The following is a 17,616-nucleotide window of genomic DNA, read 5'->3' as shown; positions in this document are numbered from 1 at the left end:
AAGAAAACTGAAAGGGTTGGTGTGAAAGCACCAACCCTTTTGTATTTCTGAAGATCAATCAAGAACTAAAAGTCGACGAAGACTGATCAAACAATGTTCAAATGTTCATTTGATTGATTTTTAAGACTTTGTTACTAAAAGCAAAAAGGCTTGGTCAACGGCGACCAAGCCTTTTTATTAGATGTTGTGTTGCTTATTTATAACTCCAACCTGTAAGGAGTTAGTGATACTGCTTCGCTTTTTCTGCAAATTTATCAGTATCTAAGCGACTAATTAACCGCCTACAGCGATACGCTTCATGTCGCTCATGTAGCTACGTAGCTCTTCACCAATGTACTCTACAGGGTGGTTACGGATAGCTTCGTTTACTTCAATTAGCTTAGCGTTATCAACTTGGTTAGATGTTTCACCTAGACCGCGGCCGATTACGTCAGTTGCTACTGAAGGCATGAACTTCTCACGTAGTAACGGTGTTGCTACGTTAGCGAATAGGTAGTTACCGTACTCAGCTGTATCAGAGATTACAACGTTCATTTCGTAAAGACGCTTACGAGCAACTGTGTTTGCGATTAGTGGAAGCTCATGTAGAGACTCGTAGTAAGCAGACTCATCGATGATGCCAGATGCTGTCATAGCTTCGAATGCTAGCTCAACACCAGCACGAACCATAGCAACCATTAGGATACCGTTATCGAAGTACTCTTGCTCTGAGATTTCTACGTCAGAAGTTGGGTAGTTTTCGAATGCAGTTGCACCTGTCTCTTCACGCCAGCCTAGTAGGTTCACGTCATCGTTCGCCCAGTCAGCCATCATAGTGCTAGAGAAGTGGCCAGAGATGATGTCATCCATGTGCTTGTTGTAAAGCGGACGCATTAGATCTTTTAGCTCTTCAGAAAGCTCAAACGCTTTAACTTTAGCTGGGTTAGATAGACGGTCCATCATATGAGTTACGCCACCGAACTTAAGTGCTTCAGTGATCGTTTCCCAACCATATTGTAGAAGTTTACCTGCATAACCTGGTTCAATACCGTCAGCAATCATCTTCTCGTAAGATACGATAGAACCCGCTTGAAGCATGCCACAAAGAATAGTTTGCTCACCCATAAGGTCAGATTTAACTTCAGCTACGAAAGAAGACTCTAGGCAACCTGCACGGTGACCGCCAGTACCAGCAGCCCAAGCTTTAGCGATATCCCAACCTTCGCCTTTAGGGTCATTTTCTGGGTGAACAGCGATCAGTGTTGGTACACCGAAGCCACGCTTGTACTCTTCACGTACTTCAGAACCAGGACACTTAGGCGCAACCATAACAACCGTAAGGTCAGAACGTAATTGCATGCCTTCTTCAACAACGTTAAAGCCATGAGAATAACCAAGAGCAGCGCCTTGCTTCATTAGAGGCATTACTGTTTCAACAACGTTTGTATGTTGCTTGTCTGGAGTAAGGTTGATAACTAGATCTGCTTGAGGGATTAGCGTTTCGTAACTACCCACAACAAAGCCGTTTTCATCAGCGTTTTTGAATGATTGACGCTTTTCATCAATTGCCGCTTGGCGTAGAGCGTAAGATACGTCTAAGCCAGAATCACGCATGTTCAGACCTTGGTTTAGGCCTTGAGCACCACAACCAACAATTACGATTTTCTTACCTTCAAGATATTCAGCTTCTGTCGTGAATTCTTCACGATCCATGAAGCGGCAACGACCCAATTGGTCAAGTTGTTCACGAAGGTTTAATGTATTGAAATAGTTAGCCATTCTAGGGCACTCCTTTAAAAATAAGTCCGTAAGGTCGATATCTCTCTATCGAATGACTTCATACTAAAACAGACACTCCGTTGCTGAAAGTGATATATTCACAATTAGTTATTGCAATAAATGCAACATGGAAACGATCGCAAAACATGAACATAAAATCTCTACAATTATTTATACATTTATGTGATAGCAAAAGTTTCAGCAAAACCGCTGCTGCTATGCACGTCAGTCCTTCAGCACTTAGTCGTCAGGTACAAAAGCTTGAAGAAGAAACGGGGCAAGAATTGCTTATCAGAGATAACCGCAGTGTTGATCTCACTCCAGCAGGAAAGCACCTATTGCCAGTAGCATTAAGCATCGTTGGAGAGTGGCAGCAATACAATCTTCACCTGAAAGGTGGTGAGCAAGAACTTAAAGGTGAAATTCGCATATTTTGCTCGGTAACGGCTAGTTACAGCCACCTACCTGAGCTCATAACAGAATTCAGAGCTATTCATCCGTACATTGAATTTAAGCTCTCTACAGGCGATCCGGCTCAATCTATCGACAAAATTTTAAATGATGAAGCAGATATCGCTATCTCAGCGAAGCCAGACATTCTTCCCTCAAGATTAGAGTTCGAAACCATCAGCGATATACCACTGTCAGTCATCATCCCATCCGGTGTGAGTAGTTTTAGCCAGCAGCTGCAATCAGATAAACCAAACTGGAATGAAGTACCTTTTATCATCCCAGAAGCAGGTACTGCACGAGAACGTGCGAACGCGTGGTTCAAAAAGATGAAGATAAAGCCCAACATTTACGCTCAGGTATCAGGTCATGAAGCGATCGTAAGTATGGTTGCTCTTGGTTGTGGGGTTGGTATCGCGCCAGACGTTGTAATCAACAACAGCCCTGTGAGAGATAAAGTCGACCGCTTAAAAATAGAGCCCATCAATCCGTTTGAATTGGGAGTGTGCTGTAAGCGATCGCAGCTAGAAAATCCGTTAATTAGAGCATTTTGGCAGGTCGCTGAAGGTAAATACCTCCAAGACTAGTTATCTATAAGTGATAACAAGCCGGTGTGGAGTCACAGATAAAGAGCACGTTAGTGCTCTTTTTTGTTTTTCTAAACGACAAATATGAAAAAAGCCCGCTGATTTCTCAGCGGGCTTTTCAATGGTGGTGGAGGGATAGGGATTTGAACCCTAGAACCGCTATTAACGGTTGCCGGTTTTCAAGACCGGTGCTTTCGACCACTCAGCCATCCCTCCAACAAATTGTCATCAACAGATTAGTACACTGTAGATGTTGTTACATGCATACACAGGTAACGATATTTAAAGCCTGGCGATGTCCTACTCTCACATGGGGAAACCCCACACTACCATCGGCGCTATTGTGTTTCACTTCTGAGTTCGGCATGGAATCAGGTGGGTCCACAATGCTATGGTCGCCAAGCAAATTTTAAAATTCGGAAAGCTGTTTCTCTATTTAATAGAGCTATAAAAGTATTTCTCTTCAAACGCATTCAAGGTCTGGTACTTCTGAGTCCACAAAACCCCTTGGGTGTTGTATGGTTAAGCCTCACGGGCAATTAGTACAGGTTAGCTCAATGCCTCGCAGCACTTACACACCCTGCCTATCAACGTCGTAGTCTACGACAACCCTTTAGGACACTTATAGTGCCAGGGAAAACTCATCTCAAGGCTCGCTTCCCGCTTAGATGCTTTCAGCGGTTATCGATTCCGAACTTAGCTACCGGGCAATGCCATTGGCATGACAACCCGAACACCAGAGGTTCGTCCACTCCGGTCCTCTCGTACTAGGAGCAGCCCCTTTCAATTTTCCAACGCCCACGGCAGATAGGGACCGAACTGTCTCACGACGTTCTAAACCCAGCTCGCGTACCACTTTAAATGGCGAACAGCCATACCCTTGGGACCGACTTCAGCCCCAGGATGTGATGAGCCGACATCGAGGTGCCAAACACCGCCGTCGATATGAACTCTTGGGCGGTATCAGCCTGTTATCCCCGGAGTACCTTTTATCCGTTGAGCGATGGCCCTTCCATTCAGAACCACCGGATCACTATGACCTGCTTTCGCACCTGCTCGAATTGTCATTCTCGCAGTCAAGCGGGCTTATGCCATTGCACTAACCACACGATGTCCAACCGTGTTTAGCCCACCTTCGTGCTCCTCCGTTACTCTTTGGGAGGAGACCGCCCCAGTCAAACTACCCACCAGGCACTGTCCGTAATCCCGATTCAGGGACCAACGTTAGAACATCAAAACTACAAGGGTGGTATTTCAAGGACGACTCCATCACATCTAGCGACGCAATTTCATAGTCTCCCACCTATCCTACACATGTAGGTTCAATGTTCAGTGCCAAGCTGTAGTAAAGGTTCACGGGGTCTTTCCGTCTAGCCGCGGGTACACTGCATCTTCACAGCGATTTCAATTTCACTGAGTCTCGGGTGGAGACAGCGTGGCCATCATTACGCCATTCGTGCAGGTCGGAACTTACCCGACAAGGAATTTCGCTACCTTAGGACCGTTATAGTTACGGCCGCCGTTTACCGGGGCTTCGATCAAGAGCTTCGACCGAAGTCTAACCCCATCAATTAACCTTCCGGCACCGGGCAGGCGTCACACCGTATACGTCATCTTACGATTTTGCACAGTGCTGTGTTTTTAATAAACAGTTGCAGCCACCTGGTATCTGCGACTCTCGTCTGCTCCATCCGCAAGGGACTTCACTGATAAGAGCGTACCTTCTCCCGAAGTTACGGTACCATTTTGCCTAGTTCCTTCACCCGAGTTCTCTCAAGCGCCTTGGTATTCTCTACCCGACCACCTGTGTCGGTTTGGGGTACGATTCCTTACAATCTGAAGCTTAGAGGCTTTTCCTGGAAGCATGGCATCAATGACTTCACTACCGTAGTAGCTCGACATCGTATCTCAGCGTTAATGAAAGTCCGGATTTACCTAAACTTTCCGCCTACATACTTGAACCTGGACAACCGTCGCCAGGCCCACCTAGCCTTCTCCGTCCCCCCATCGCAATTGTAAGAAGTACGGGAATATTAACCCGTTTCCCATCGACTACGCCTTTCGGCCTCGCCTTAGGAGTCGACTTACCCTGCCCCGATTAACGTTGGACAGGAACCCTTGGTCTTCCGGCGAGGGAGTTTTTCACTCCCTTTATCGTTACTCATGTCAGCATTCGCACTTCTGATACCTCCAGCAGCCCTTACAGACCACCTTCAACGGCTTACAGAACGCTCCCCTACCCCACATACCCTAAGGTACGTAGCCGCAGCTTCGGTGTATAGCTTAGCCCCGTTACATCTTCCGCGCAGGCCGACTCGACCAGTGAGCTATTACGCTTTCTTTAAATGATGGCTGCTTCTAAGCCAACATCCTGGCTGTCTGAGCCTTCCCACATCGTTTCCCACTTAGCTATACTTTGGGACCTTAGCTGGCGGTCTGGGTTGTTTCCCTCTCCACGACGGACGTTAGCACCCGCCGTGTGTCTCCCGGATAGTACTTACTGGTATTCGGAGTTTGCAAAGGGTTGGTAAGTCGGGATGACCCCCTAGCCTTAACAGTGCTCTACCCCCAGTAGTATTCGTCCGAGGCGCTACCTAAATAGCTTTCGGGGAGAACCAGCTATCTCCAGGTTTGATTGGCCTTTCACCCCTAGCCACAAGTCATCCGCTAATTTTTCAACATTAGTCGGTTCGGTCCTCCAGTTGATGTTACTCAACCTTCAACCTGCCCATGGCTAGATCACCTGGTTTCGGGTCTAATCCTAGCAACTGTACGCCCAGTTAAGACTCGGTTTCCCTACGGCTCCCCTAAACGGTTAACCTTGCTACTAAAATTAAGTCGCTGACCCATTATACAAAAGGTACGCAGTCACACCACGAAGGTGCTCCTACTGCTTGTACGTACACGGTTTCAGGTTCTATTTCACTCCCCTCACAGGGGTTCTTTTCGCCTTTCCCTCACGGTACTGGTTCACTATCGGTCAGTCAGTAGTATTTAGCCTTGGAGGATGGTCCCCCCATATTCAGACAGGATATCACGTGTCCCGCCCTACTCGTTTTCACTGATTATGAGATGTCGACTACGGGGCTATCACCCTTTACTGCGGCACTTTCCAGAGCCTTCGTCTGTCTCATTAAAAGCTTAAGGGCTAATCCAATTTCGCTCGCCGCTACTTTCGGAATCTCGGTTGATTTCTCTTCCTCGGGGTACTTAGATGTTTCAGTTCCCCCGGTTTGCCTCCTGTTGCTATGTATTCACAACAGGATACTTGCTTATGCAAGTGGGTTTCCCCATTCAGGAATCCCAGACTCAAAAGGTTATTACTACCTAATCTGGGCTTATCGCAAGTTATTACGCCTTTCATCGCCTCTGACTGCCAAGGCATCCACCGTGTACGCTTAGTCACTTAACCATACAACCCGAAAGGGTTTCTATTTGCTTTCACTTTAAAAAGTGAAGACAAATAAGCGTATGGCAACTAACCAAGGTTTTTGGTTGTCATCAAGAAGGGTTAATTCTTGATGACTGTTTGCCGGACTCAATTGTGAATCAAATTTATTTGATTCGAATACAAGACACTTGAATGTGTTTGTTGTGTTTATCTAATGAAAGATAAACATTGAGAACTTTTAAATTTGATTGAATTACTCGTAAGTAATCAATCAGTCAGCTTTCCAAATTGTTAAAGAGCAAGAGTTTTAAGTGTTAAACTTTCAAACCCATTTTTAAAGACTCTCTTACGAGAATGCTTAAAGATGGTGGGCGATACCGGGCTCGAACCAGTGACCCCCTGCTTGTAAGGCAGGTGCTCTCCCAACTGAGCTAATCGCCCATAAAAGTTTTAATTCCTTATGGAAGGAATGGTGGAGCTATGCGGGATCGAACCGCAGACCTCCTGCGTGCAAGGCAGGCGCTCTCCCAGCTGAGCTATAGCCCCATATTTTTATTTCCTTGGGAGGAAATGGTGGGTCGTGCAGGATTCGAACCTGCGACCAATTGATTAAAAGTCAACTGCTCTACCAACTGAGCTAACGACCCAATGGTATCCCGTAGGGGAGTCGAACCCCTGTTACCGCCGTGAAAGGGCGGTGTCCTAGGCCTCTAGACGAACGGGACACTGCTAGTTTATCTCCACTTTAAAAGTAGAAACAAACTTCGAAGAACCTTGGGAGTTCTTCTTCTCTTTGCTTTTCTAAACCTAATCAATCTGTGTGGACACTCATCGTGGTATCTTCGTATAAGGAGGTGATCCAGCCCCAGGTTCCCCTAGGGCTACCTTGTTACGACTTCACCCCAGTCATGAACCACAAAGTGGTGAGCGTCCTCCCCGAAAGGTTAAACTACCCACTTCTTTTGCAGCCCACTCCCATGGTGTGACGGGCGGTGTGTACAAGGCCCGGGAACGTATTCACCGTGACATTCTGATTCACGATTACTAGCGATTCCGACTTCATGGAGTCGAGTTGCAGACTCCAATCCGGACTACGACGCACTTTTTGGGATTCGCTCACTATCGCTAGCTTGCTGCCCTCTGTATGCGCCATTGTAGCACGTGTGTAGCCCTACTCGTAAGGGCCATGATGACTTGACGTCGTCCCCACCTTCCTCCGGTTTATCACCGGCAGTCTCCCTGGAGTTCCCGACATTACTCGCTGGCAAACAAGGATAAGGGTTGCGCTCGTTGCGGGACTTAACCCAACATTTCACAACACGAGCTGACGACAGCCATGCAGCACCTGTCTCAGAGCTCCCGAAGGCACACCTGCGTCTCCGCTGGCTTCTCTGGATGTCAAGAGTAGGTAAGGTTCTTCGCGTTGCATCGAATTAAACCACATGCTCCACCGCTTGTGCGGGCCCCCGTCAATTCATTTGAGTTTTAATCTTGCGACCGTACTCCCCAGGCGGTCTACTTAACGCGTTAGCTCCGAAAGCCACGGCTCAAGGCCACAACCTCCAAGTAGACATCGTTTACGGCGTGGACTACCAGGGTATCTAATCCTGTTTGCTCCCCACGCTTTCGCATCTGAGTGTCAGTGTCTGTCCAGGGGGCCGCCTTCGCCACTGGTATTCCTTCAGATCTCTACGCATTTCACCGCTACACCTGAAATTCTACCCCCCTCTACAGCACTCTAGTTCACCAGTTTCAAATGCAGTTCCGAGGTTGAGCCCCGGGCTTTCACATCTGACTTAATGAACCACCTGCATGCGCTTTACGCCCAGTAATTCCGATTAACGCTCGCACCCTCCGTATTACCGCGGCTGCTGGCACGGAGTTAGCCGGTGCTTCTTCTGTTGCTAACGTCAAGATATGCAGCTATTAACTACACACCCTTCCTCACAACTGAAAGTACTTTACAACCCGAAGGCCTTCTTCATACACGCGGCATGGCTGCATCAGGCTTTCGCCCATTGTGCAATATTCCCCACTGCTGCCTCCCGTAGGAGTCTGGACCGTGTCTCAGTTCCAGTGTGGCTGATCATCCTCTCAGACCAGCTAGGGATCGTCGCCTTGGTGAGCCATTACCTCACCAACTAGCTAATCCCACCTAGGCATATCTTGACGCGAGAGGCCCGAAGGTCCCCCTCTTTGGCCCGTAGGCATTATGCGGTATTAGCCATCGTTTCCAATGGTTATCCCCCACATCAAGGCAATTTCCTAGGCATTACTCACCCGTCCGCCGCTCGACGCCCATTAACGCACCCGAAGGATTGTTAGTGTCGTTTCCGCTCGACTTGCATGTGTTAGGCCTGCCGCCAGCGTTCAATCTGAGCCATGATCAAACTCTTCAATTTAAGATTTTGTGACTCAACGAATACTGACTTCAAAACTAATATTCATGTAAACATGAACATGTAATTCTAAAGCTATTACCATTCCAACAGAATGGTAATGAATTGACTGTGCCAAAATTAAGTAAACTTAACTTTGTATTGGTCACTCAGTTCATTGAAATCAAGTTTGTTACCGAAGTAACTGTTACTACCTAAGTAATAACGTTTTGATATTCATCAACGAGTGCCCACACAGATTGATAGGTTTAAATTGTTAAAGAGCTTTCCTTTTTGAGCTTCGCTCAAATCGGACGGCCATTTTAGCGATTTAAGTTTTAGTGTCAACCACTATTTTCAAAACTTTTTTCAAGCGCTTAGCTTGGCTAATTTGGCTTGTTGATTCGTTTTGGTTTCCTAAGAAGCCTTCCCGTTTCAACGAGGTCGCATTATAGAGATTTCGATCACACTGGCAAGCCCTTTTTGAAGTTTTTCTTACTTTTTTGATTGTTCGAGCGTTTTTTGTTCAAAACACCTCATTATCACTAGTACTCCCCTTAATTAAGGGCTTAAGGTACCTATATAAAGGAGGACTTATGAGTTCAATACGCAGTTATAAAGGAATATCTCCTCAGATTGGACAAGGTGTCTATGTAGATACAAGTTCGGTACTGGTTGGTGATATCAAAATTGGTAACGACTCTAGCGTGTGGCCTTTGGTTGCAGCTCGAGGAGATGTGAACCACATTCATATTGGAGATAGAACGAATATACAAGACGGCAGCATTTTGCACGTCACCCATAGGAATGTTGAAAACCCTGAGGGTTATCCTCTATTAATAGGTAATGATGTCACTATCGGACATAAAGTAATGCTACATGGCTGCACCATTGAAGATCGCGTACTTGTTGGTATGGGAGCTATCGTGCTCGATGGCGTGGTTATTAAAGAAGATGTGATGATTGGTGCTGGTAGCTTGGTTCCGCCTAATAAGGTACTTGAAAGCGGTTATCTCTATGTAGGAAGCCCAGTAAAACAAGCACGCCCATTAAATGATAAAGAGCGTGCCTTTTTACAGAAGTCAGCTGACAACTATGTTCAGAATAAAAACGACTATCTAGACTCTGTGTTGCCAGTCTAAAGCACTTTGATCTGAATCCGATTAGAGGAGTCATACTCCTCTTCTTCTATTAACTCTTCAGCTAGCTCTTCAATATCAAAACGTAACTCTGAAAAGATAACTAAAGCTTGATCGCCTTCTTCTATATCTTTGCCTGCCAATCGAGACAACTCTTCAATAGACATAACACACTCAATCAGTGCGCCCGACTGCTGTGCTGGGAAGGTGATTGATTGATTCTCTTCATCCCAATCTTGGATATCAGGAAATAGAATTGATTGATTCATTTTTTATAAATACCTTGTTACATCTCTAGGTTTTTGCGTAATTCTCTTAAAATCTGTTTTGTTCCTGGGCGAAGACCACGCCACAGCATAAAGCTCTCAGCAGCCTGCCCTACCAACATACCCAAACCATCATAAGCAGCGTGAACACCGTTATCTAATGCCCATTGATTAAATACTGTGGTTCCAGATCCGTAAACCATGTCATAAACAGCACTATTCGAATTGAAGATAATCTCAGAAACTTCAGGAAGCTGACCACTTAGACCAGACGAGGTCGAGTTAATGATGACATCAAACCCTTCATTAACATCGCTTAACCCCATTCCTTTGATGTTTCCATGTGAAGAAAACATCTCAGCCAGAAGTTGAGCCTTTGAACTGGTTCGATTAGCGACTACCAACTGTTGTGGCTTTTGGTCGAGAAGAGGTTGAATCACTCCTCGAGCCGCACCACCAGCGCCAAGCAGAAGAACGCGAGCCCCTTCTAGCATAACTTGATGTTGAAGCAGGTCTTGAACTAAACCCTCACCGTCGGTGTTATCACCAATGATCTCTCCATCGTCGAGCTTCTTAAGTGTATTTACAGCACCTGCTAGTTCAGCTCTTTCAGTCAGGCGATTAGCGAACTGATAAGCATCTTCTTTAAATGGCGCTGTGACATTACACCCTCTACCACCTTCACTAAAAAAAGCTTGAGCAGTAGTGATGAATTCACCTTGTTCTGGCTGGAGTGCTGTATAGGTAAGTTGTTGGCTGGTTTGGCGAGCAAATAATGTGTGAATGAATGGCGATTTGCTTTGCCCAATAGGGTTACCGAAAACGGCATAACGATCTACTTGCTGTGTCATATCCTTACCTAACAGAAATAAAAAAAGGTCATCTATATAGATGACCCTATCACTATCCCTATAAGGAAGGAAGAACTACCAAACTCGAGGCTTTAGGTAGTCGCTATAAAGCAGAGCTTCTGGTGAACCCGCTTGTGGTTCATAGCGATATTCCCAACGAGCCAACGGCGGCATCGACATCAATATAGACTCTGTGCGACCACCGCTTTGCAGGCCAAATAAGGTGCCACGGTCATACACTAAGTTAAATTCAACATAGCGACCACGACGATAAAGTTGGAAATCACGCTCGCGCTCACCATAAGGCGTCTGTTTGCGTCGTTCTACAATTGGTAAGTATGCGGCTGCAAAACCTTCACCGACCGCCTGCATATAAGCGAAGCTCTTTTCAAAGCCCCAGTCGTTTAAGTCATCAAAGAACAGACCGCCAACACCACGTGTTTCATCACGGTGAGGTAGATAGAAGTACTTATCACACCACTCTTTATGTTCTTGGTAAACGTCATCACCAAATGGTGCACACAGGTCTTTAGCAGTTTGATGCCAAGATTGGCAATCTTCATCGACAGGATAGAATGGCGTTAAATCAAAACCACCACCGAACCACCAGATAGGATCTTCCCCTTCCTTTTCGGCAATAAAGAATCGTACGTTCGCGTGTGAGGTTGGGATGTATGGGTTTTTAGGGTGGATAACTAATGAAACCCCCATCGCTTCAAACTTACGTCCGGCTAATTCAGGACGGTGAGCGGTTGCAGAGGCAGGCATAGCCTTACCAGCGACATGAGAAAAGTTAACACCGCCTTGCTCAAATACCGCACCATTGGTCATCACGCGAGTTCGACCACCGCCACCAAGGCGCTCGCCAGGTTCACGTTGCCATGCATCTTCTTCAAACAGTGCTGTACCATCAGCTTGCTCAAGCTGCTGGCAAATCGAATCTTGTAGGCTCAGTAAAAACTGCTTTACTGCTTCTTTATCAATTGCTGACATCTTACTTCCTTTGCAGGGTTTAACCCTGTCTTAATATTTTCGACGTTTTTGCATCTCTAATTTCGCTTGGCTTCTCACGGCCACCCGTTTGACCTTCTAGAATCGCAACTAAGTGCTGACCCAGTTGCTGTTGAACTTCTTCAGTCGTCATACAAGGCGGCTCGCCAGTCAAGTTGGCACTGGTAGAGGTTAACGGCTTACCGAATTCATTACACATTCTTTGAACCAAAGGGTGATCCGTCACTCGTACCGCGATGGAATCAAATTGGCCGCTGACCCAGTCAGTCACTTTGCTGCTGGTTGGCATTATCCAAGTCACAGGTCCCGGCCATGTTGCTTTTACGGTCGCTAACTGCGCTTCCGTCAACTGGCTTTCATCAATATAGGGCAGCAACTGCTCGTAACTCGCTGCAATTAGGATCAACCCTTTCTCCATCGGCCGCTGTTTTAAATCGAGCAATTTCTTAATGGCTTGTGGATTATCGGGATCACAACCGACCCCAAAAACGCCTTCAGTCGGGTAAGCAATGACTTCACCTTGTTGTAATGCCTGCAAAGTATGTTGAAAGTTATCCAAGGGTTGCCTCATTAATTCTGTTATCGAACTCGCTAAGTGTACAAATTATCATTCACTGTGACTAAAGCTATTTGTTTATAAAATGTATCTATTAACAACTTAGACTGACGCAAACGTTTTCCTTAAGCAATTTTACCCGTATAATGCGCGCAAAATATCTAATCACTAATTAAATCGTACCTGAAGGAGTTTGAGATGACTGTCGGTATTATCATGGGTTCTAAATCTGATTGGCCAACAATGAAGCTAGCTGCAGAAATGTTGGATCAGTTTGGCGTGGCGTACGAAACAAAAGTGGTTTCTGCTCACCGCACACCTCAGTTGCTTGCAGATTACGCAACCAGTGCGAAAGAGCGCGGTATTAAAGTGATTATTGCTGGTGCTGGCGGTGCAGCGCATCTTCCGGGCATGGCTGCAGCTTTCACAAGCGTACCTGTTTTAGGTGTTCCTGTTCAGTCTAAAGCACTCAAGGGCATGGATTCTCTGCTTTCTATCGTACAGATGCCAAAAGGCATTGCGGTAGGTACTTTGGCTATCGGTGAAGCTGGCGCTGCCAATGCTGGTATCCTAGCAGCCCAAATCATTGGTACTCACAATGAAGAAGTGATGGCAAAAGTAGAAGCGTTCCGCTCTGAGCAAACAGAAACGGTTCTGGCTAATCCAAACCCTGCAGAGGACTAATTCCCATGCATGTTCTTGTGTTAGGCGCGGGCCAACTTGCTCGCATGATGTCCCTAGCTGGGGCGCCGCTGAATATTGAAATTTCTGCTTTTGATGTTGGCAGCAAAAATATTGTTCACCCATTAACGCAAGCGATTCTAGGCAGCGGCTTAGACAATGCGATTGAGCGTGCGGACGTCATTACTGCTGAATTCGAGCATATCCCTCATGATGTACTTGAGGTGTGTGAGCGCAGCGGTAAGTTCTTACCGACAACAGAAGCAATCAAAGCTGGCGGTGACCGTCGCCTTGAAAAAGCCCTGTTAGACGAAGCAAGCGTGAAAAATGCTAAGTACTACGTGATTAACTCTCGCGAAGACTTTGACGCTGCGATCGCTCACGTTGGCTTACCAATGGTATTGAAGAGCACACTTGGTGGCTACGATGGCAAAGGTCAATGGCGCTTAAAGACATTAGATAATGTTGATGCGACTTGGGCAGAAATGGCTGAGTGCATTACCGCGACCGACAACCAAGCTATTGTGGCTGAAGAATTCGTTCCGTTTGACCGCGAAGTATCACTTGTCGGTGCTCGTGGCGCCAATGGCGAGATCCAAGTGTACCCACTGGCTGAAAATGTTCACACCGACGGCGTGTTGAGCTTATCGACAGCGATTGATGACATTGAACTGCAAGAGCAAGCGAAAACCATGTTCACTGCCATTGCTGAACGCTTAGATTACGTTGGCGTACTCGCGCTAGAGTTCTTTGATGTTCAAGGTTCACTGCTGGTGAATGAGATTGCACCACGTGTTCATAACTCTGGCCACTGGACACAACAAGGCGCTGAAACTTGTCAGTTTGAGAACCATCTACGTGCCGTATGTGGGATGCCATTAGGCAGCACTAAGCTGATTCGTCCAACCGCAATGATCAACATCCTTGGTGAAGATACCCTACCTGAAGCAATTCTTGCTCAAGGTGGTTGTCATGTTCATTGGTATGGTAAAGAGAAGCGTGCAGGTCGTAAGATGGGCCACATTAACGTGAGCGCTGACTACAACGCAGAGCTGCAAAGAGCGTTGTGCTCATTGGCTGATATTCTTGATAAGCAAGCCTACCCTGCTGTGCATGAGTTTGCTGAGCAGATGAAGTAAGCCTACATTGGTTTATTGATATAAAAAGTTTATTGGATATAGAAACGGCGCTCATTGGGCGCCGTTTTTTTCTGATCATTCACTTACTGTAATTAGCATTACTACTGAGATTGAATGTGATGACACTTGCGATCAGCGCATTGCTTCTTGGTACCACTGGCTATTTTCTTCTCAAGTAACAACGGGAACTGACACTGTTCACAACGACCTATAACAGGTGGCTGATTAACGGCGAACTTACACTTAGGGTAGTTATCGCACGCATAGAAGGTTTTGCCATAGCGAGATTTACGCTCAACCAAATGGCCTCTGCCACACTCAGGACAAGCAACAAGTGGCTGCTCTTCAGGTTGTTCTTTTGGTTGGTCCAAAGATTCGATGTGATTACACGTTGGGTAGCTGCTACAACCAATGAACATACCAAAGCGACCTTGCCTTAATACCAATTCGTTTTGGCATTTAGGACACGGTACACCCAGCTCTTTCACTACGTGGCCATCGTTCTGATGCAGAGGCTTGATGTAATCACAGCTAGGATACTGCTTACAGCCTAAAAATGGGCCGTGCTTACCATGGCGAAGCTGAAGCTCTCCACCACAATGTGGACATGGTTCATGCTCTAATGCATGTTCATGTGCTGAAAAAAGCTGATTATCAATCTTACTACTCATGACAAGCCTGTATTAATGCAAGATACCTTGCTCTTTGGTGTACAACAGCTCTTCCATTTGCGTGTAAGCACTTTCATTACCCGGCACATTAAATAGCACCATTAAGATAATCCATTTCAGATCATCCAATTCAAATTCGCTCGTCTCAAGCCCCATCACACGATCAATCACCATTTCACGAATCTCTGTCGTGAGTACGTTGATCTGTTCAAGGAACAATAAGAAACCTCGGCACTCCATATTAATACGTGAAATCTCTCGACTGGTATAAATACGCATCGAGGTATTGGAACACATAGTAATCGCCGCTTGATTCTCAGTATCTTGCAATGCCGCAAGATCTTCTAACCAATGGAGGGCCTTATAAATATCATCTTGGTGAAACCCTGCTCGAAGAAGCTCATCTTCCAGCTCATCTTGATCCACCTGCAATTCAGAATCGCTATGGATGTAGGTTTCAAACAAGTACATCAGTATGTCCATCATCATAGCTTAGCCTCTCCCCTTTCGAATATAGCCACCGGAAACTGCAACAACATGCCCTGAGAGCTCAAGCTCTAAAAGCTGCATCATGACCTCATGCACAGGTATATGGGTTCTCTGTGCCAAAATATCAACGGGTGTCGCCTCTAACCCTACGTTAGCTAACAGCTGTGGAAATGGCAATTGTTCATTTTCCCCCATACTGGGCGTAGGTTCGAACAAGCTGGGTTGCTGATCGATAGACCAGTCTAACAGACTCTTTATTTCAATCAGAACATCTTGTGCACTCTGTACCAAGCATGCTCCAGCTTTGATTAAGCTATTACCGCCACGGCTGGTTGGGTTATGAATAGAGCCAGGAAGCGCAAACACCTCTCGGCCTTGCTCCATGGCATAGCGAGCTGTAATCAAAGAACCACTCTTCTCAGCCGCTTCAACCACCAAGGTTCCGAGCGATAACCCACTTATAATACGGTTACGGCGAGGGAAATGTTCAGGTCGTGGTTTGGCACTTGGGCGAAACTCTGAAATCAACGCACCATTTTCACAGATCCTATCGGCTAAATTTCTGTGTCGCGCAGGATAAATGGAATCCAATCCAGAACCCAATACAGCAAAAGTTTCCCCTCCTTTATCTAGAGCACCATCATGAGCATAGCCATCGATACCGAGTGCTAAGCCACTGGTGACAATCAAACCGTTTTGGACGAACTCTTTGGCGAAGGACTTCGCGGTTTGCAACCCTTCGAGACTGGCATTGCGACTGCCGACCATAGCGATTTGAGGCTCAATCAGTTTTTCAACGTGACCTTTAACGAAAAGCACGCTTGGCGCGGAGGCGGTCTCATTCAGCAGTTTGGGATAATGCGAGCAATTCGGGGTAATGATGTGATGGTTGGGTTGTCTTGCTTGCCACTCTAGGCAAGCCTCCACTTCTCTCGGGGCTTGCTCTCTTAGATAGGCAATTTGCTTGGCAGACAAACCAAGCGCTTGCAGTTGCTGACTTGAGTAACCAACAATATTCAAAGGAGAATCAATACTCAGCAGTCGAGAAAGGCGCTTGCCACCCAATTGCGGAACAAAACTTAGAGTTAACCAAACACTCAGTTGTTGCTCATTCACTCGGTGCCCTTAGCTTCTTCCTTCAAAGCCAGATCCAAAGGTGATACCGCCAGAATATCATTACTAACCGGTTTTGAGCTCTGAGTGATCAAGGCCAAGCTAAAATACTCATAAGGACGAATGACCATCAAGCTACCGAGTGAGGTACTTGGCAACTGCACCTTATCGCTCGCCGCTGACTCTTTATAGCTATATTCACCCTGCTTACCAAAAACCACCGCTCCGCTTTCACTAAGCGTAAACATCGAGCCTTGACGAAGATTGTCCTGTGAGCCTTTATTGATAACGACCACCTGATTCTTTGCACTGTATTGGCTGCCATCTAATGAACCCAAGATATTAGCAAACTGCCCCGCAGCACTAGGCGCTGGATAAAATGTGGTTGAGAGCTTCACCTGATCAACGCCAAGTTCTGGTAACACGAGGTCGTTGAGCAGTACCTCTTGTAGCTGAGTCTCTATTTGCAAACTACTGAACTCAGCATCCACCTCTTTCAAGCGCGCTGTGGCGACTAAACGCAAAGAGGTCATACTCGCTTGAGGTTGTTGTCGGTGGTAGGTTTCAACGGCGCGGTAGATACCCCACTTTTGATGTTGTTGGTTGCCCGAGATAAACAACCGGTCTTCACCCGATAAAAATCTCTTTCCATCACTCGTCCCTAACACTCGTTGAGCCGATTGAATATCTTGCTGCTCAACCAAGCGGTCAGATTGTAGATACGGTAGAACAAGCCCCTCATTCACGGTAGGTACTGCTTTCTTCTCAGAGATGCGAATCTTAGGGCTAAGCTTGATAACGGGTTTGAGGCTCAATACAGGCTCGCCATTAATCCAAACCAAAGATAATTTATCTCCAGGGTAAATAAGGTGAGGGTTTTCTATTTCAGGGTTTACCTGCCATAACCTTGGCCACAACCATGGGCTATCGAGGTACATCGTAGATATATCCCATAAGGTATCACCCTTAACCACCACATACGTTTCGGGTGCACCCAGCTTAACGGTTAAAGGTTGCTCATTATTTTTTGCTGTGGCGACGAACGAAATCGAGGCACAAATAAGAGATAAAGTGGAAAAAAAATGACGCATGACCTAGGTTCCTTGGTCTGAATATATGACATCTGATTAGAGAAT

The 17,616-nt window shown here is 46.3% G+C and carries 13 protein-coding genes, 5 tRNA genes and 3 rRNA genes; 4 read left to right on the top strand and 17 right to left on the bottom strand.

The features are described 5' to 3' along the window. Positions 1-273 precede the first annotated feature (273 nt). Complete coding sequence (gene ilvC, locus DUN60_RS14585; protein ID WP_102463260.1) at positions 274-1,758, bottom strand: ketol-acid reductoisomerase; 1,485 nt, start codon at positions 1,756-1,758, stop codon at positions 274-276. Between the two features lie 146 nt (positions 1,759-1,904). Here ilvC and ilvY point away from each other — a divergent pair, with 146 nt between their 5' ends. Beyond that, positions 1,905-2,795, top strand: a complete 891-nt coding sequence (gene ilvY / locus DUN60_RS14580) for an HTH-type transcriptional activator IlvY (RefSeq protein WP_114634160.1) — start codon at positions 1,905-1,907, stop codon at positions 2,793-2,795. 125 nt (positions 2,796-2,920) lie between these two features. On the opposite strand, the gene DUN60_RS14575 is transcribed toward ilvY, so the two are convergent. The 8 genes from DUN60_RS14575 to DUN60_RS14540 form a co-directional block, all read right to left on the bottom strand. Continuing rightward, positions 2,921-3,011: transfer RNA gene (locus DUN60_RS14575), tRNA-Ser, on the bottom strand. 71 nt (positions 3,012-3,082) lie between these two features. After that, positions 3,083-3,198, bottom strand: a 5S ribosomal RNA gene (rrf, locus tag DUN60_RS14570). Positions 3,199-3,313: 115 nt separating this feature from the next. Beyond that, positions 3,314-6,207 (bottom strand): 23S ribosomal RNA (locus tag DUN60_RS14565). A gap of 344 nt (positions 6,208-6,551) precedes the next feature. After that, positions 6,552-6,627 (bottom strand) — tRNA-Val (locus DUN60_RS14560). A gap of 29 nt (positions 6,628-6,656) precedes the next feature. After that, a tRNA-Ala gene (locus DUN60_RS14555) sits at positions 6,657-6,732 on the bottom strand. A 25-nt stretch (positions 6,733-6,757) separates the two neighbouring features. Further along, positions 6,758-6,833 (bottom strand) — tRNA-Lys (locus DUN60_RS14550). 2 nt (positions 6,834-6,835) lie between these two features. After that, positions 6,836-6,911, bottom strand: a tRNA-Glu gene (locus DUN60_RS14545). A 122-nt stretch (positions 6,912-7,033) separates the two neighbouring features. After that, positions 7,034-8,588: ribosomal RNA gene (locus DUN60_RS14540) — 16S ribosomal RNA — on the bottom strand. Together the 16S, 23S and 5S rRNA genes with 5 tRNA genes alongside form the textbook arrangement of a ribosomal RNA operon. 572 nt (positions 8,589-9,160) lie before the next feature. Between DUN60_RS14540 and DUN60_RS14535 the strand changes: the two genes are divergently transcribed. Beyond that, the gene (locus tag DUN60_RS14535; protein WP_114634159.1) at positions 9,161-9,706 is read left to right on the top strand and encodes a gamma carbonic anhydrase family protein; all 546 of its coding nucleotides are present in this window, start codon (positions 9,161-9,163) and stop codon (positions 9,704-9,706) included. Here DUN60_RS14535 and DUN60_RS14530 read toward each other — a convergent pair. The 4 genes from DUN60_RS14530 to tsaC form a co-directional block, all read right to left on the bottom strand. Next, a complete protein-coding gene (locus DUN60_RS14530; protein ID WP_114634158.1) occupies positions 9,703-9,972 on the bottom strand; it encodes a DUF1488 family protein in 270 nt (89 codons plus the stop codon). The genes DUN60_RS14535 and DUN60_RS14530 overlap by 4 nt on opposite strands. Before the next feature lie 17 nt (positions 9,973-9,989). Beyond that, positions 9,990-10,820 carry a shikimate dehydrogenase gene (gene aroE, locus DUN60_RS14525; RefSeq protein WP_114634157.1) on the bottom strand — a complete coding sequence of 277 codons (831 nt, stop codon included), beginning with the start codon at positions 10,818-10,820 and terminating at the stop codon, positions 9,990-9,992. A gap of 75 nt (positions 10,821-10,895) precedes the next feature. Then, a complete protein-coding gene (gene hemF / locus DUN60_RS14520; protein WP_050649827.1) occupies positions 10,896-11,813 on the bottom strand; it encodes an oxygen-dependent coproporphyrinogen oxidase in 918 nt (305 codons plus the stop codon). A 19-nt stretch (positions 11,814-11,832) separates the two neighbouring features. Beyond that, on the bottom strand, positions 11,833-12,390 hold the full coding sequence (tsaC, locus tag DUN60_RS14515) for an L-threonylcarbamoyladenylate synthase type 1 TsaC (RefSeq protein ID WP_029223376.1): 558 nt from the start codon (positions 12,388-12,390) through the stop codon (positions 11,833-11,835). A 195-nt stretch (positions 12,391-12,585) separates the two neighbouring features. On the opposite strand from tsaC, the gene purE reads away from it, so the two are divergent. Together purE and DUN60_RS14505 are read left to right on the top strand one after the other, a co-directional pair. Then, on the top strand, positions 12,586-13,071 hold the full coding sequence (gene purE, locus DUN60_RS14510) for a 5-(carboxyamino)imidazole ribonucleotide mutase (RefSeq protein ID WP_004735777.1): 486 nt from the start codon (positions 12,586-12,588) through the stop codon (positions 13,069-13,071). Positions 13,072-13,076: 5 nt separating this feature from the next. Next, a complete protein-coding gene (locus DUN60_RS14505; protein ID WP_114634156.1) occupies positions 13,077-14,207 on the top strand; it encodes a 5-(carboxyamino)imidazole ribonucleotide synthase in 1,131 nt (376 codons plus the stop codon). Between the two features lie 101 nt (positions 14,208-14,308). Here the strand turns inward: DUN60_RS14505 and DUN60_RS14500 are convergent, their stop codons facing one another. From DUN60_RS14500 to DUN60_RS14485, 4 genes are read right to left on the bottom strand one after another with little or no spacing between them, the layout of a single operon-like run. Continuing rightward, positions 14,309-14,878, bottom strand: a complete 570-nt coding sequence (locus DUN60_RS14500; RefSeq protein WP_114634155.1) for a DNA topoisomerase family protein — start codon at positions 14,876-14,878, stop codon at positions 14,309-14,311. A gap of 12 nt (positions 14,879-14,890) precedes the next feature. Further along, positions 14,891-15,367 (bottom strand): DUF494 family protein, encoded by a 477-nt coding sequence (locus DUN60_RS14495; RefSeq protein WP_004735774.1) that lies wholly within the window; start codon positions 15,365-15,367, stop codon positions 14,891-14,893. A gap of 3 nt (positions 15,368-15,370) precedes the next feature. After that, positions 15,371-16,483, bottom strand: coding sequence for a DNA-processing protein DprA (gene dprA, locus DUN60_RS14490; protein ID WP_114634154.1), 1,113 nt, complete (start codon positions 16,481-16,483; stop codon positions 15,371-15,373). Then, positions 16,480-17,571, bottom strand: a complete 1,092-nt coding sequence (locus DUN60_RS14485; protein WP_114634153.1) for a LysM peptidoglycan-binding domain-containing protein — start codon at positions 17,569-17,571, stop codon at positions 16,480-16,482. Before DUN60_RS14485 ends, dprA begins: the two co-directional genes overlap by 4 nt. Between the last annotated feature and the right edge of the window lie 45 nt (positions 17,572-17,616).

The sequence above is a fragment of the Vibrio splendidus genome, from assembly GCF_003345295.1.
GTDB lineage: Bacteria > Pseudomonadota > Gammaproteobacteria > Enterobacterales > Vibrionaceae > Vibrio > Vibrio splendidus_K.
This window is presented reverse-complemented; position numbering and strand designations above follow the sequence as displayed.